Genomic DNA, 14,751 nt, shown 5'->3' on the forward strand with positions numbered 1-14,751 from the left:
CGTGGCGCAGCAAGCGCGCTCCCGGCAAATTTCAGCCCCTACGGCCCCTTCCCAACCCTTAACGTGCTATTTATTCCGTTTTCTGAGAGGCCCCCACTATGGCGAAGTAACGGATTCTGCCTAATATGGACCTACAATTCACCTTATGCGATATCTCTTCTCTATTCTGTCTAGTATTTTCCTTTTTAGCTTAGTAGCCAGCTGCACTAAAAAGGACGATTCACCTTTGCCCGTCAGCATTGTTGGCCGGTGGGATCTGGTAACCACCAACACGAAAGAATACGATTCCAGTGGGCGTGTTATCGCTGACCGTACAGATACGCCTATCGCTGATGCTCAAGGAGAGTATTATATGTAGTACTCCCCAAAGTTTGGACAGTTTTGGCAGGCTTTCTTAGTCAACGCCATGACCCCAAAACGCACCCGCCGGCGCTTCACCGCCGAGTTCAAAGCTGAAGTGGCTTTGGCCGCCCTAACGGAGCGGCAGCCGCTGGCCGAATTGGCCACACGTTACCACTTAACGGTCGCCCAAATCAGCCGTTGGAAGCTGCAGCTGCGCGCGCAAGCCGCGCAGGTCTTCACGCCCGCCGCGGGCAGCACGCCGGAGGCTGCTCCCGATCTGGAGCCGTTCTACGCGGCCATCGGCAAGCTGCAGATGGAAAACCAGCTGCTAAAAAAAATGCAGCGGCCGTGACGGTTGCCGCGCAACGGGCGCTGGTGCAAGCCGGCACCGATGGCAGCGTGGTAGCCCGCTGCCAGGCCGTGGGGCTGGCCCGCAGTAGCTACTACTACCGGCCGCGGGGCGAAACGGCGCTCAACCTGCAGCTGATGCGCCTGCTGGACGAGGAATATACCCGCCACAGCTTCAAGGGCGTGCTGGGCATGCGCGACCATTTGCGCCTGCTGGGCCACCGCGTCAACGAGAAGCGGGTACGCCGCCTGCTGCGCCTGATGGGCCTGCAAGCAGTCTACCCCAAGCCCCGCCTCTCCGCGCCGGGCCAGGGCGTTACGCGCTACCCGTACCTGCTGCGCGAACGGGTGCTTACCGCGCCTAACGAGGTGTGGAGCACCGACAGCACCTACATTCCGATGGCCCGCGGCTTCCTGTATCTAGTGGCCGTCTTGGACTGGCACTCGCGCTACGTGCTCAGTTGGGAACTGTCCAACACGCTCGACGTGGGCTTTTGCCTCACCGCCCTGGCCGAAGCCCTGCGCCAACAACCGGCCCCGTACATCTTCAATTCCGACCAGGGCAGCCAGTTCACCAGCGCCGCCTTCGAGCAAGCACTGCTCACCGCCGGCTGCCAGATCAGCCGTGACGGCCGCGGCCGGGCCACCGACAACGCCTTCGTCGAGCGGCTCTGGCGCTCGGTCAAATGGGAATGCGTCTACCTCAACCCGGCTGACGATGGGCACCACCTCTACCGGCAACTGCAGGCCTACTTCACCTACTACAATCATCACCGCCCCCACCAGGCTCTGAAAGGCCAAACGCCTGCTCGCGTCTACGCCCAAACCCCTACCTTCAAACCCGAACTCATTTGCTTAACGAACCCCGCTTAAGCTGTCCAGTTTTTGGGGAGTAGTACACCGCTCCGTAGCGCTTCTGCAAGAAGGCTAGGTTGTCCCTTACCCAAGGAGAGTCCCGAATGTCCGTTGGCCGCCCGGTCACAGGGTCTTTATCGAATCGCTCTCCGCTGGCCGTCAGCAGCACCTCCACGCACCGCACGGCATCCTTGCGCAGGCGCGGCAGTTGCAGCGCGGCGATGCGCTCAGAGGCCAGCTCCCAGTAGCTGCGTTGCGCGTGGTTGATCAGTTCCTGATTCAGGTGCCGCAGGGCCGGGTCCGCATTCGGTGTTTTCTGGGTGCGGTAGTTGTGATGAGCGACACTGATAGCCTGCTCGCGGCTGGCAATCTTGGTCACGCGGAGTATAGCGTAGGCCATGGAAAATAGAAGTCAATAGGGCGGTAGAATACGAACACGGAGCAGGCTGCTTCTCATCCAATGTGTAGTGGGTTATACATTGTTATACATTGAACGATTTCGCCTGCTTTTCAGCCCTGGATGCTCTACTGTAATGTTGTGCTTCTATTCCAAAGGAGATATGTGGTTGTAAGGAAAAGATAAATATGATTCTTACCTATTGAACCTCATGCATATACTGAAGGATCATCGGCACGAGTAAGGCGTGGATATGCAGGACAGCTTCTTCTTGATACTGGATGGGCAGTGGTCTAAAGCGAGGTGACGCCCTATGTTACAGTCGTGCTTAGAATCTATAGAAGCTTGTTAGGATAGTATCACTTCGCTTTAGACCATCGCCATTTATAATTATTATAACTATCTTATTAAATCAGTAATTAATTTTTACAATTAATTACTCCTCTGATGGTGGACATCCCTGCCCAATCTCATTATTATATTCATCAATTTTCAAACATTTGATAGGTACCATAGGGAAAGAGATAAAACCACGATCGCACAAACGAAAGATAGCAAAACGGGCTTCCTTTCTTGATAAGACAATATGTTCATTCCGTAATCTGCTACAGCTGCGTATAGATATAGGAAGTGAGGTGTAACCTTCAGTACTACCCTGATAGCAATCAATGTAAGATACTATCTGGTTTTCGCGGGTAAACAGTAAACGTTTGTGTAAGTTGGGTACTCCAGGGCCACTCCACTTAATTCGTGTGTTAATGCTGATTGACTTTGCACTTTCTTCTCCTCCGAATACCCACACACTATCCCAAGCAAAGTTTGCTAAACTATCTAGAGACAACACTATATAGCCCGTACGCATCGTACGTACGGGCTCCACTTTTTTATTAAATGCAGATAGTAAAGTATCATTTTGCTGGTGAGATGAGCAACCCACTAAAGCAAGGAAAAGCAACGAGAGTACTATATTTTTCATTATGAATTTCTTTATGGAATAGGAGCCCTAACGCCACTAGGTTCATTTATGCTTGCTCTTGCTTTTTCCAATTCATTTTCATTCATTTTAGTAGCTGTTATGACAGCTGTACCTGTGGAGCTTTGTAGTGTAAACATATACAAACGAGGCAAATCTTTATTACTGCCCGCTAATGCTTGTAGTGATAAGTCTGTTAATTGAGCAGTTGAGGCACCGGGATTTAATGAACTAATTTTTCGTCCCGCAGCATTGTTTAGCTGATCTACAAAGCTATCAGCAGCAGCTTCGGGAACAATAGTTCTACCACTATTCATTAACTGTTGTACTTGCTTGCTGTATCTGTCTAACACATTAGCAGCAGCTCCCTCATGAGCGTCGGTAGCTTGTTTACCATCACTACCCATATCTCTATCAGCCATTGCTGCACCAAGAGCATGTCGCAAAGTATTGGTTTTGGAGCCAGCCACCTCTTTTTGACTTGGTGGATCCACATTTGTTCTATTAGCTATACTTGTAGCATGCATTCTAATTAAGCCGGCCTCCGCAGCCTTGAATGGATGAGCCTTAATATATTTTTTGTCATCAGGTGACAACTGCAGATATGACTCTACGCGCGCTTTTGCTGAATGATATGCCTTTTTAACTGAAGCCTTAAGGCTTCCACCAATATCGATACCAGAAGTAACACAGCCTCCTGGGCACCTTCCATCTAAATCGTTGTATCTAATAGCGTTGTCAAGACCAAACTGATAAGTGCCCCAGCTCTCCTGGTCGCCTTCTTCGGCAGCCGGGTCACTCACTACCCAACGTCCCAGTGTAGGGTCATAGAAGCGCCAGCCGTGGTCGTGCCAGTTGAGGCTAAACTCAGTCTGCTTTTCCTTCCCGTTCCAGCTGTACTGGTTCTGCGGAGTAGCCGTCTTGCTCAGGCCCGCTAGGTCGAGCCCGTAGGGATCATACTGATTTTCCTGCACCTGCAGACCCTGGCGGTGCTCGACGGTGATGTCGTCAAAGAACACGTCCGTGTCGCTCTCATTCGCGACGTAGGCTTGCACGTAGCCCGCCTGCGGCACCACCACGCTCAGCTGCAGGTGCTCATAGTTGCCTTCCGCCGACTTGCTCAGCATTTGGGGCAGGGGCTGGTTGGCCACTAGCACTGAGTCGCTGTTGAAGACCAGTATGCGTAGATAAGCCTTAGGCACGCCACTGGTAAGTTGCTGCACCACGGGCAAGGCCGTGGCGGTCAGGCCCGCGCTTAGCAGGGGCAGCACGCGCACGCGCCGGGTGCCTTCTGCGGAAGGCGGCGTAGCAGCCGGTTGCTGCTGCAACAGGGAAGCCACGAAGCTGGCTAACGAGAAGCCCCAGTTGTTCTGCTTCGGCGCCTCGTTATAGAGGCCGTAGGCCGTCACCAGAATGGTATCGCCGCGGGCAATACTGAGTTGCTTCAACGGGCCCAAGGGTTTGGGCTGCGTGCCGCCGGCGTTCAGCTTGGCCACGTACGAGGTGCCGTTGTGCCCGAACTGGGGCCCGACGAAGGTGCGGGTGGACTCGATGGAGGCCGAGTCAAACTGCTGGATCTCGCGGTCACGCTGGCTTTCCTCCATAGTGGCCAGTACGCTACTGCGCTCGCCCGGGTGGAAGGCCACGCGCAGGTTGCCGAGGTGATCTTTCAGGGTGTACTCGTACTGCACCTTGGAGGTGATACCGCCAGCTGCATCGCGCCGGTAGATCATTAGGGCTCGGCCTTCCGCATGGGTCAGCCAGCGCAAGGAGTCGCGCTCGTACTGCCAAGCTCCCAGGTAGTCTGTGCGTACGGGTGGCGGTGTAGGCTTGCCAGCCACGGCGGCCGCAGTGGCCAGCTTCCCTACCTTCTGGCCGGTGGCGGTGTAAACATACTGCAGCTTATTACCGTTGCTCCACTCGATGAGTTCGGGTAGGTGCAGGTAGTTATAGCTGATGCGCGAAATGCCTTTGTTGCGGTCACTAGTCATCGAGCCGGCGGCATCATACGTGTAGTCCGGCGTGGTGGCTCCGCTAGTGCTGCCATCGCTGAAGTCCGGCCGCTCGGGCTGCTTGCCGGCAAACGTGCTGGCCGCGGGGGCCAGATCATCCACTCGCTGCAGGCGGTTGCTTATAGGCTCACTGCTGGTGGCCGGCTCGTAACGGTAGCGCAGATTATCCGTCTCCCCGTATTGAGCGGCCATAGTGCGCGTAGCCGCAGCCACCAGGCCCCGCCGACGTAGCGTCAGCAGGTTGCCACCCGCATCGTAGGAAGCAAAGGCGAAGCGGTAGTTGCCACGTTCAGCTCCCCAGCTGCTGGTCGGGCTTGTGCTGGTACGAGCTACGAAGTCGCCCTGCAGAAGACGGTTTACGTTATCATAGCGGTACCCATAGGCCCGTTCGATGCCGTCGGAGAGGGAGCACCAAGTCTGCCCGGCGATGTTGCCGTTGAACTGCTTGTCTTCAAAGCCGCAGTCGTAGTGCAAGGAGAAATTCCACAGGTCCTCCGGGTTGGGGTTCTGCACGTCGTTGATCTTCGTGAGCCAGCCGCGGATGTTGTAGCGGTAGTCCACCGTCTGCAGGGCCTTCGGGCCGGCGGGGGGCAGCGGCGGGGTCACGGCCGGGCGTGGTAGCCGGCCATCAGGTCGGCCACGTTGCACACGTTGAAATGCCCAATCTCGCGCTGCGTGTTCAACGGCGGTGCCAAGTCGGGCGCTGGGTCGGCTACGGAAGGAAATTTTTTGGAATGCTCTTCTTTTGGCAGGTGAATCATGTCGGGAGGCTGTAGAAATCAAAGGTACAAGTTCCACTTAAGGCGGCCCGCTTTGCAGCCTATCTTGTTCCAGCTTCAACATTTCCACTCCTTCTCGGTAGCCCGGCCCCGGCGCGTCGGGTTACTGGCTGACCTTGGGCCCGAGCAGCTCGGTCTGGGTAAAGCAAATAGCGTCACCCAGCAGCAGCTGACCGGCGGCTTTGGTGGGTGATTGCTGAAGAAAGTAGCTGAAGTCATGAATCAGGTGGCTCTGGTCGTAATAGCCGTAGTGCTCCAGCAAGGTGCCCCATTCCGGGGCCGGGGCCCGCTGGCCGGGTTGAGGCAGGTCGGCCAGCACGGAGCGAAAGCGCAGGAAGCGGGCGGCTTCTTTGGCCGAAAAGCCCAGGTATTTCTGAAAGCGCAGCTGCACGGCGCGCTCCGAGCGGTGGCAGGCCGCGGCCAGCACCTTGAGCGGGTTCAGGGGCGAGCCGGGAGCAAGCAGGGGCAGGTGCGCCAGCAACTCGGCCTGGGGCGCGTCGGCCGCGCGCAGGTAGGGCAGGCAAAACGCGGCGAGCGTTTGCACGAGTTGGGCGGGGCAAGTCAGGGGCCAGAGCCGCTCCCACAATTCGGCGAAGCCGCGGTGGCCAACCAGCGCGTCCGGGTCCGTCAGGCCGGGAGCCAAGCGCTCCACGGGCACCTGGAACAGGCGGTAGAAGCCGGCCAGGGTGAAGGTGACGGCCAGTACCCGCGCCCCGCCCGCTAAGCGGTATTGCCAGGCCGTTTTAACCGGGCCGGTTATTCCACTGCCCGCCAGTGGGTACACCGTCGCCAGCGCCGCGTCGCCGGCGAGCCACAACTCGGCGCGTCCTGCCCCGAGGTCAAACAGCAGCACGACCTGAAAGGCGGGCAGCAACGTGCGCACGACGGGCGCAGCCCCCGGCTCGACGGATAAGAGCACCACATGCTGGATAACCTCCCGCAGGGCGGGGGGCGGCAGCAGAAACTGCTCCTGCAGGGGCGAGGAACTCAAGGACACGGGCGACTTCGTTTTCTTACAAGTTTGCGCGGCGGGGGCCGGGTAGCTTTGTCACAGCTTCCTCATCTAAGGTAACACCCGCTGGCTTTCAAGCCCTATGGGCGGAACAACAATCAAGCAATATCACTCATTTTTTCACTCTCCTTACCGCTTTCTCTCATGCCACAGTTTCCTGCCTCCGCCCTGCCAACCGCTGGCTCCGTGCCCACCATCCTGCTCACCGGCGCTACGGGCAATGTCGGCACCGAGCTTACCCGGCTGCTGGCCGCTCGCGGCATTCCGTTTCGCGCCCTGGTCCGGGACGTGACTAGTACGGCGGCACAGGCCTTGCAAGCCCTGCCGGGGGCCGAACTTGTGGCCGGCGACCTGAACGATGCGGCCAGCGTGCGCCGGGCGCTGGTAGGCATCGAGCGCGCCTTTCTGCTCACCCCGTCCTCCGCCCAGGCCGAAGCCCAGCAGCTGGCTTTCGTGGAGCAGGCCCGGCAGGCCGGGGTGCAGCACCTGGTCAAGCTTTCCCAGTGGGCCGCCGCCCCCGATTCGCCCGTGCGTTTTCTGCGCTACCACGCCGTGGTGGAGGCCGCCATTCAGGCCAGCGGACTAGCATACACCTTCCTGCGCCCGAACCTGTTCATGCAGGGTTTGCTGGCCTTTAAGGATGCCATTGCGGCGCAGGGGCAGTTTTTTGCCCCCATCGGGGAAGCCGAAATCAGCGTGGTAGACGTGCGCGACATTGCCGCCGCGGCCACGGCCGCCCTCACCGAAACCGGCCACGAAAACCACACCTACGACCTGACCGGCCCCCAGGCCCTGACCCACGCCGACCTGGCGCAGGCGCTGGCCCTGGCTATTGACCGCCCCGTGGCTTTTGTGGACGTGCCTCCAACGGCCATGCGCGGGGCGCTGCTAGGGATGGGCATGGACCCCTGGATGGCCGAAGGCTTGGTGGAAGATTATGCCCACTACCACCGTGGGGAAGCGGCCGTGGTGGCCCCAGGCGTGCAGCAGGCCACCGGCCGCGCGCCGCGCGCCTTTGCCGATTTCGCCCGCGACTATGCCCCCGCGTTTGGCGCTGCTTCCTCCGTGGTTGCTAATTAACAATTGCATTTTCCCTCACGCTTTTACTCTCGCGTCATGAAACGTAAAACGGTATTCGGCCTGCTCTTGCTCAGTTGCACTGCCCTCGTGGCCGGCGTGGTGGTCCTGGAAAAAACCAGTTCTTACCCCGCCTCCTCGCAGGTCAACCCGCAGGCGCCAGCTCAGACCCGGCAGGTGATTGAAATAGCGGCCCCGCCGGAAAAGGTGTGGCAGCTGCTCAGCCAGGTAAACCACTGGTCGGCGTGGCAGCCCGACATCCAATCGCCCCGGCTCAACGGGCCCCTGCAAGTCGGCACGAGCTTCGACTGGCACACCGGCGGGCTGCGCATTCACTCCACCCTGCACACGGTCGAGCCGTTGACGCGCCTGGGCTGGTCGGGCGCGGCCTTCGGTTCGTTTGCCGTGCACAATTGGACCCTAACGCCCCTGCCCAACGGCCACACCCGGGTGCGGGTGGACGAGGGCATGGAGGGCTGGCTGGTGCAGCTGCTGCGGCCGGTGTTCCAGCGTGGCCTGGATTCGTCCATTGCCTTGTGGTTGAATCGCCTCCAGCAGGCCGCCGAAAAACCGTAGTTCCTCATCTAAGAGCCGTTAATTTTAATATTCTGCGCTGCTGCTCCTTGCCATGCATTACTATCCCAGCGACTTAGCCTACGCCCTGCGCCACCGCTGGCCTGCCGCCACCGACGCGGCCCTGCCCGCGCCGCCCGCCCTCACGCAGCTCATTTCCGTGGCCTACCAGGCTAGCCTGCTCAGCGAAGAAGCCCGGCCCGTGGTTGGGCAGCTGGTTTTCGCGCCGGCCGCCCTGCTGGAAGGGCACGCGGCAAACCAGGCCGGCCAGCACGTGCTGCTGTTCTCGCCGCCCCGCCCCTATACCGAACAGGAGTTGCGCCGGCTCACGGCCACGGTGCAGCAGCCGGGTAACCTGCTGGCCGTCGACGAGGACGCCGACGGCCACCTGCGGATTTGGGGCCTGCTGGCCACCCACCACGCCTGGGACCAAGCGCGCGACGCCCTCTGGACCGCGCGGGAAAGCCCGCCGGCCGTGCTGCTGCTGCGCGTGGTGGGGCCGGGCAGCTTGGTCTTTTACGACGGGCCGACCCGGGTGCTAACCTTGCAGCAGGGGCGGGTGGACGGGCACGGGTTCGTGCAGTTCCCCGTGGCCTGGGGCCGCGGCCGCTTCGCCGAAGCCTTGGACTACGCCCACCAGGAAGTGCAGCGCGCCCACCCCGCCGCCGGGCCCGTGCCCGATGAGTTGATTGTACAACTCTCCCAGCACTTCCAGCGCCGCATCATCGCCCGGGTGCGCGCCAGCGGGCACGGCGGGCTGCTCGCCTTCATTCCGGCCACGAACGTGGCTGAGCGCGTAGGGCCGCTGGGGGTGCTGCGGCCCAAGTACGGCATGGCATCGGCCGGCGCCGGGCCGCGCTACCGCCAGCTGCTGCTGGCCATCGTTGGGCGGCTCAGCGAGTTGGGCGAAGTCAACTGGGCGCACTACCAGCAGTCGGCCGACGCGACGCTGCGGGCCCTGGAGGCCGAACTCGGGCAGTTCGCCGATTTGCTGGCCGATTTGATGGCCGTGGACGGTGCCTTGCTGCTAACCAAGCACATGGAGGTAGTGGGCTTCGGGGTGGAGGTGCACGCCCCCCACATTGTCACCAACGAGGTGTACCGGGCCCAGGACCTGGAAGCCTCGGCGGTGCAGGCCGAAGCGGCCGACCAGGGCGGCACCCGCCACCGGGCCGCCTACCGCCTCTGCCTGGCCGACCCGGACAGCCTCGTGGTGGTCGTATCCCAGGACGGGGGCGTCAAGTTTGTGCACCAGCACGCGGGCAAGGTCATCTTCTGGGACCAGTTATAGGGGCGCTAAACCCTTTATCTTTTAGGGTTTCGTTGGAGAAATCGGACTCGCTGAGCGGGTTGCTGTGCTGCCAGTTCATGGGCGGCAATAGCGTCGGCCACCAACGGATACTCAGCCGTCAGAGCTTGTTCTAAACCCGGTTTGTTTAGCAACGCCCGAATTAACCTGCTACCGTTAGGTGCTAGCGCCCTCCGTTTCTGCGGCGGCGGGGCTCGGGACGAAGGCCTCCAGAATCCAGGTTGGATTCCAATATTCGCGGTAGTGAGCAATTTGCTCGCCACGCAAGGTAAGGCGGCCGATGTACTCTTGGTGGTACGTTTTGCCGGTGGCCGTCACCGAGGCCCCGCCCTTGAATTCCACAATCACCGTGTCGGGGTCGGAGGTGGCCAGAAAAGTGAAGTCCGTAAAGTTCCAGCCTGTAGCGCGTTGGGTTACGTTGACCATGTACGCCGTCACGGCGTCGCGCCCCTCTACTCGGTTAGCAAAGGGGGCGGGGGCGTACGGGTATTCGTGCACCACATCCTCCGTCAGCAGGCTGGCGTAGGTTTCTGGAGTCAAGTCGGGGTTGGTAAACAACGCAAGGTGCCGCCGAAAGGCGTGCTCCGCGCGCGTCGTGCTGTCGTTGGTGGTGGCTGAGGTCATGAGGAGGGTAGTAATAAGGGAAAGTATTCTTGCCAGATGGGGGAAGAAAAGAAAACTTCCTTCTGGTGCAGCAAAGGTCCGGGGGATTGCCGGCCCCGGACCCGTCCCGTTGGCGGGTATTCTGGTTCCAAATACGCTATTTTAGCTCCTGCCACCCCGCCGCTGACGGGCAGGAGCCCGGCTGGGCCTCGGTGCCGCTCCTCGCCCTATACCGGGTGGTCATTTGGAAACGCCTTGCTATGTAGCGCGGCTATTGGCTTACCGGTCCGACCTCCTCACGCCTTGACGCTATGCCTGACTTGATTCCCCGGATTGCTATTGCCGAACTGTTGACGCGGCGCACGCTGCAAGCGCTGCATTCGGTCGACTATAACGTGTCGGTGAGCCCGCCGGGGCGGCTGTTGCCGGATGCTCCTTACCGCGCCACCTTCTACGCCGTGGGCCTGTGTCGGGCCGGCACTATTACCTTAAAAGCAGACTTGGACTACTATCACGTCGCGCCGGGCTCGCTGGTGCTTTTGGGGCCGGAGGTGCTACGCCAGTGGCAACAGCAATCGGCCGATTACTACAACGAGGCGCTGTTTTTCACCGACGCCTTCTTTTCGGCGCCCTACACCGACCCCACGCGCCTGCGGCAATTTGCCTTTTTTGACGCCCAGGCTACGCGGGTGCTGCCCTTATCTGCCGTCGAAGTCGCCCGGGCAGGCCAGTTACTAGAGGAGGTCCGGCAAGTACTCGACCGCCCCAGCCCCTACCAGGCCGACATCGTGCGGAGCTACGTATCCATTCTGCTATACTTAGCCGCCGACAGCTATGAGCAGCGCATAACGGTTGCGCCGGGTCGGCCCCGCCAGCTAGACGTGGTGACCCGTTTTCAGCAGTTGATAGCGCAGCACGCCCCGCAGCGTCGTCAAGTGGCCGACTACGCCAGCCTACTTTGCGTCACCAGTAAATATTTGAGCGAAACCGTGAAAGCCGCCACGGGCAAAACGGCGGGGGAGTGGCTCGCCGGCCAGGTGCTGCGCGAAGCCCGCCACCGGCTCTGGCAAACCGACCGTACCGTCACGCAGATTGCCGAGGAATTAGGCTTTGGCGATGCCTCGGCCTTCGGTAAATTCTTTCGGCGGCAAACCGGCCAGACCCCAGCGGCCTATCGACAGCAAAGACCTCTGTAAACCAAGCCTCAATGAGGTGGCGGAGTTTGCGTTTTGAGGCGTAACGCCGACTTCACTGCTATAGAAACTTTTCGCACAGAAAATCTTAGGGTAATTTTATCTCCCGCTGTTATAAAAAGGCCATGTTCTCATCACGGAGGCTTGGTTACGCGGGATGGTTACCAGTGGGCACCTGTAGGTGGGCCAGGTAGCGGTAAATGGTGGCGCGGCCCACACCAAGCAACTGGCCGATTTCAGCCACCGTTTTATCCTGTTGCAAGTACAGGGTCTTCGCCGCCTGCGCTTTGGAAAGGGCTTCCTTAGAGAGGCCTTTGGGCCGACCGCCTTGTCGCCCCCGTGCCCGCGCCGCAGTGAGTCCGGCCTTGGTGCGCTCGCGGATAATGTCGCGCTCGAACTCGGCCAGCGAGGCAAACAGGTTAAACATGAGCCGGCCCTGGGCCGTGGTCGTGTCCAGGTGGTCCTGTAGGCTGACGAAGTGCACCCCCTGGTCCTGAAACCCCGTCACCAACGTGACCAAGTCTTTGAGCGAGCGGCCCAGCCGGTCAAGCTTCCAGACCACGAGGGTATCGCCGGGCCGCAGCCGGGTCAGCAGGTGTTGTAGGGCCGGGCGCTCTTTCACCGAAGACACTTTTTCCTGGGCCACCTCCATGCAGCCGTAGGCATGCAAGGCATCGGTCTGCAGGTGCAGGTGCTGGTCGGAGGTACTCACGCGGGCATAGCCGAAAATCATCGCCATTTTTCTCAAGAAGTCAACGAGGGCGAAGATAGTGAGTCGTTGATTGGTGAGAACAGGAAATGAGACAATCGGTAATAGCTTTTCGGGGCGCGAAGCGGCCGCGGCGGGTGGGCCGCTAAAACGGCCGTATTCTGAGACACCTATTTGTCGCCCCATGCCTACTACTTTCCTTTCCGAAGCCGAGCGCCTCCGCTACCAGCAGCTGCCCCCGGTCGTGCCGGAAAGCGCGCTGCGCCAGCACGGCCAGCTGTCGGAGGCCGACCAGCACTTGGTGCGCGGGCAACGCCGGGACGTCAACCGGCTCGGGTGCGCCGTGCAACTGGTCGTGCTGCGCGTGTTCGCCCACTTGCCCGAGCGTTGGTGGACGCAGGTGCCTGCCGCCCTGCTTGATTTCGTGGCGGCGCAGTTGCCCGTGGATGCCGGCGTATTTGCGGCCTATGGCCAGCGCGAGGCCACGGTTTACGAGCACTTTCAACAGGTACTTCTGCATCTGGGGTGGCGACGCTGGCAGCCACTGCTCGATACGCCGGTGCTGGAAACGTGGCTGCTGGAGCGGGCGCTCGCGCACGACCAGGAGCGGGTGCTGCTGGAACTGGCCTGTCAACGACTGCGCCAGCAGCAGCTGGTGCGCCCGTCCGTCGTCGAGTTGGAGCGCCTGATTGGCTCGCTCGTGGAACGGGCGCACACGGAAACCTACCGCCGGCTGGCCCCGGTACTCACGCCTGCCGTGGAGGCACAGCTCGATGCCCTGTTGGTGGTGGGGGACCCGGAGCGGCGCACCCGCCACGGCTGGCTCCTGCAGCCGCCCACCCGCAGCACGCCGGCCACCATCCGCGCCACGCTGGACAAGCTGCGCTTTCTGCGGGCGCTGGGGGCCGGGGAGTGGAACCTGGCGGCCCTGCACCCGAACCGGCAGAAACGCCTGGCGGGGCTGGCCCGCCACCGCAGTAACCAGGCCCTGCAGCGCCTGGCCCCGGCCAAGCGCTACCCGCTGCTGCTGGCCTTTGGCCGCGAGATGCTGCTCGAACTCACCGACCTAGTGCTGAAGATGGCCGACGAGTAGGGGTCGCACTAGAGTAAGAACAGAAACTATCGGTAGGGAAAACCTGGTGTCTCGTCCTAAAATAGGTTGACCATTACTCTCAGTCAGATGGAACACTTGTTTTTGTTTCGCAAGCAGGCGCATGAGCTGAAAATGCGCCAGATGGTCGAGGAAATCACCTGCGGCCGCCACACGATTGAGTCAGCGATGAGCAAGTACCAGGTGTTCACCCGCTCGACCGTCACCAAGTGGCTGGAACGTGTCCGCCAGGAAGAGCAGGCCCGTATCCACGCCATGGAAGACAACCGAAAAAAGCCACCCACCACGCTCGTCGAGCACGTCGTGCAGCATGCCGATGCGCTCACCGGGCAGGTTAAGCAATTACAGAAGCAGCTCGAGCAAGCCGAGTTGCAGGTACTCTATTATAAAAACGTGATCCGGGTGGCCGAACAGGAACTGGGCCTGAGCATCGAAAAAAAGTCCGTTACCAAGTAGTCCAACTCCTGCGAGTAAGCTGTCCGCACTTTTGCCTGCGGCGGATCAGTGGCGTACTTGGGTTTAGCCGGCAGGCGTATTACCAGCACCACACGCGGCAGTGGAGCAGCGAAGAGCGCGAGCACTATGTGTTGGAGCAGGTCGCGCAGCTGCGCAAGGAGCACGGTCGGATGGGCGGCCGTAAGCTCTACCATCTGCTGGAGCAGAACTTACGCCAGCAAGGGATTAAAATGGGCCGGGATGCGCTGTTCTCGCTGCTGGCAGCGCATAACTTGCTGATTATAAAGCGCCGCCGTAAGGCGTTGACAACCTTCTCCCGCCACCGTTTCCGCAAATATCCCAACCTGATCCGGGATCTGACGCCGCTGCGGCCCAACCAGGTATGGGTGGCCGATATCACCTATTGGTTCACCCAGACCGGCTGCCTGTACATCTCGCTGCTGACCGATGCCTATTCGCGCCGCATCATGGGCTTTGCCGTCGCCGATACACTGGCCACGGTGCATGCGCGCCGTGCCCTGGAGATGGCCCTACGGCAGATCAGTAAACGGGCGGGGAGCCAGTTGATTCACCACAGTGACCGCGGCATCCAGTACTGTAGTCAGGAATACCTGGAGATGCTCGCCCCGTTTCACATCCAGGTGAGTATGACCGAGAATTCTGATCCGCTGGAAAATGCCATTGCCGAGCGCGTCAACGGTATCCTTAAACAAGAGTACCTGAGTCAGCAACCTGTGCATACGTTGCTGGAAGCGGAGCAGCACGTGGAGCAAGCTGTGTTTCTCTACAACTACAAACGACTGCATCTGAGCTGCGACATGCAGAGCCCGAACGAGGCCCACGGCAGCTGGGGGCCGTTGGAAAGACGATGGAAAAACTACTACAAACCACCCGCCCCTGTAAGCGCGGAATGAGCTATCTTAGGATTACCGAAAAAGCGGTCAACGCAGAGGCGGATTAACTTCAAACGGTCAACTTATTTTAGGACGAGTCAAGGGGAGG

General features: G+C 60.2%; 15 protein-coding genes. 9 read left to right on the plus strand and 6 right to left on the minus strand.

The window, feature by feature from the left end; translation table 11 throughout:
- Positions 1 to 406 precede the first annotated feature (406 nt).
- Positions 407 to 694, plus strand: a complete 288-nt coding sequence (locus GGU46_RS21325) for a transposase (protein ID WP_183405535.1) — start codon at positions 407 to 409, stop codon at positions 692 to 694.
- Positions 691 to 1,563 (plus strand): IS3 family transposase, encoded by an 873-nt coding sequence (locus tag GGU46_RS21330; RefSeq protein WP_183405536.1) that lies wholly within the window; start codon positions 691 to 693, stop codon positions 1,561 to 1,563. Before GGU46_RS21325 ends, GGU46_RS21330 begins: the two co-directional genes overlap by 4 nt.
- Here GGU46_RS21330 and GGU46_RS21335 read toward each other — a convergent pair.
- From GGU46_RS21335 to GGU46_RS21355, 4 genes are all read right to left on the minus strand, one after another.
- A complete protein-coding gene (locus GGU46_RS21335; protein WP_183405537.1) occupies positions 1,538 to 1,945 on the minus strand; it encodes a plasmid recombination protein in 408 nt (135 codons plus the stop codon). The two genes, GGU46_RS21330 and GGU46_RS21335, sit on opposite strands and share 26 nt — an antisense overlap.
- A 984-nt stretch (positions 1,946 to 2,929) precedes the next feature.
- Positions 2,930 to 5,488 (minus strand): RHS repeat-associated core domain-containing protein, encoded by a 2,559-nt coding sequence (locus tag GGU46_RS22535; RefSeq protein WP_183405539.1) that lies wholly within the window; start codon positions 5,486 to 5,488, stop codon positions 2,930 to 2,932.
- A gap of 41 nt (positions 5,489 to 5,529) precedes the next feature.
- Positions 5,530 to 5,688, minus strand: coding sequence for a hypothetical protein (locus GGU46_RS21350; RefSeq protein ID WP_183405540.1), 159 nt, complete (start codon positions 5,686 to 5,688; stop codon positions 5,530 to 5,532).
- A gap of 121 nt (positions 5,689 to 5,809) precedes the next feature.
- Positions 5,810 to 6,703 carry a DUF6597 domain-containing transcriptional factor gene (locus GGU46_RS21355; RefSeq protein ID WP_183405541.1) on the minus strand — a complete coding sequence of 298 codons (894 nt, stop codon included), beginning with the start codon at positions 6,701 to 6,703 and terminating at the stop codon, positions 5,810 to 5,812.
- Positions 6,704 to 6,862: 159 nt separating this feature from the next.
- Here GGU46_RS21355 and GGU46_RS21360 point away from each other — a divergent pair, with 159 nt between their 5' ends.
- Genes GGU46_RS21360 through GGU46_RS21370 form a run of 3 tightly spaced genes read left to right on the plus strand, consistent with a single transcriptional unit; the run spans position 6,863 to position 9,659 of the window.
- Positions 6,863 to 7,798 carry an SDR family oxidoreductase gene (locus tag GGU46_RS21360; protein WP_183405542.1) on the plus strand — a complete coding sequence of 312 codons (936 nt, stop codon included), beginning with the start codon at positions 6,863 to 6,865 and terminating at the stop codon, positions 7,796 to 7,798.
- Between the two features lie 36 nt (positions 7,799 to 7,834).
- Positions 7,835 to 8,371 carry an SRPBCC family protein gene (locus GGU46_RS21365; RefSeq protein WP_183405543.1) on the plus strand — a complete coding sequence of 179 codons (537 nt, stop codon included), beginning with the start codon at positions 7,835 to 7,837 and terminating at the stop codon, positions 8,369 to 8,371.
- A gap of 52 nt (positions 8,372 to 8,423) precedes the next feature.
- Positions 8,424 to 9,659 carry a putative sensor domain DACNV-containing protein gene (locus GGU46_RS21370; protein WP_183405544.1) on the plus strand — a complete coding sequence of 412 codons (1,236 nt, stop codon included), beginning with the start codon at positions 8,424 to 8,426 and terminating at the stop codon, positions 9,657 to 9,659.
- A gap of 174 nt (positions 9,660 to 9,833) precedes the next feature.
- On the opposite strand, the gene GGU46_RS21375 is transcribed toward GGU46_RS21370, so the two are convergent.
- Positions 9,834 to 10,301 (minus strand): nuclear transport factor 2 family protein, encoded by a 468-nt coding sequence (locus GGU46_RS21375; RefSeq protein WP_183405545.1) that lies wholly within the window; start codon positions 10,299 to 10,301, stop codon positions 9,834 to 9,836.
- A 290-nt stretch (positions 10,302 to 10,591) separates the two neighbouring features.
- Here GGU46_RS21375 and GGU46_RS21380 point away from each other — a divergent pair, with 290 nt between their 5' ends.
- Complete coding sequence (locus GGU46_RS21380) at positions 10,592 to 11,476, plus strand: helix-turn-helix domain-containing protein (protein ID WP_183405546.1); 885 nt, start codon at positions 10,592 to 10,594, stop codon at positions 11,474 to 11,476.
- 145 nt (positions 11,477 to 11,621) lie between these two features.
- Here GGU46_RS21380 and GGU46_RS21385 read toward each other — a convergent pair whose 3' ends face one another.
- Entirely contained in the window at positions 11,622 to 12,212 is a 591-nt protein-coding gene (locus tag GGU46_RS21385) for a recombinase family protein (RefSeq protein WP_343067912.1), read from the minus strand.
- Between the two features lie 154 nt (positions 12,213 to 12,366).
- Between GGU46_RS21385 and GGU46_RS21390 the strand changes: the two genes are divergently transcribed.
- From GGU46_RS21390 to GGU46_RS21400, 3 genes are all read left to right on the plus strand, one after another.
- Positions 12,367 to 13,275: a DUF4158 domain-containing protein gene (locus tag GGU46_RS21390; RefSeq protein ID WP_183405547.1), complete on the plus strand. Its 909-nt coding sequence runs from the start codon at positions 12,367 to 12,369 to the stop codon at positions 13,273 to 13,275.
- 87 nt (positions 13,276 to 13,362) lie between these two features.
- Complete coding sequence (locus GGU46_RS21395; protein ID WP_246009008.1) at positions 13,363 to 13,749, plus strand: hypothetical protein; 387 nt, start codon at positions 13,363 to 13,365, stop codon at positions 13,747 to 13,749.
- A gap of 44 nt (positions 13,750 to 13,793) precedes the next feature.
- Complete coding sequence (locus GGU46_RS21400; RefSeq protein WP_317171949.1) at positions 13,794 to 14,663, plus strand: IS3 family transposase; 870 nt, start codon at positions 13,794 to 13,796, stop codon at positions 14,661 to 14,663.
- Positions 14,664 to 14,751 lie beyond the last annotated feature (88 nt).

It is taken from the genome of Hymenobacter latericoloratus (assembly GCF_014199535.1).
Lineage (GTDB): Bacteria > Bacteroidota > Bacteroidia > Cytophagales > Hymenobacteraceae > Hymenobacter > Hymenobacter latericoloratus.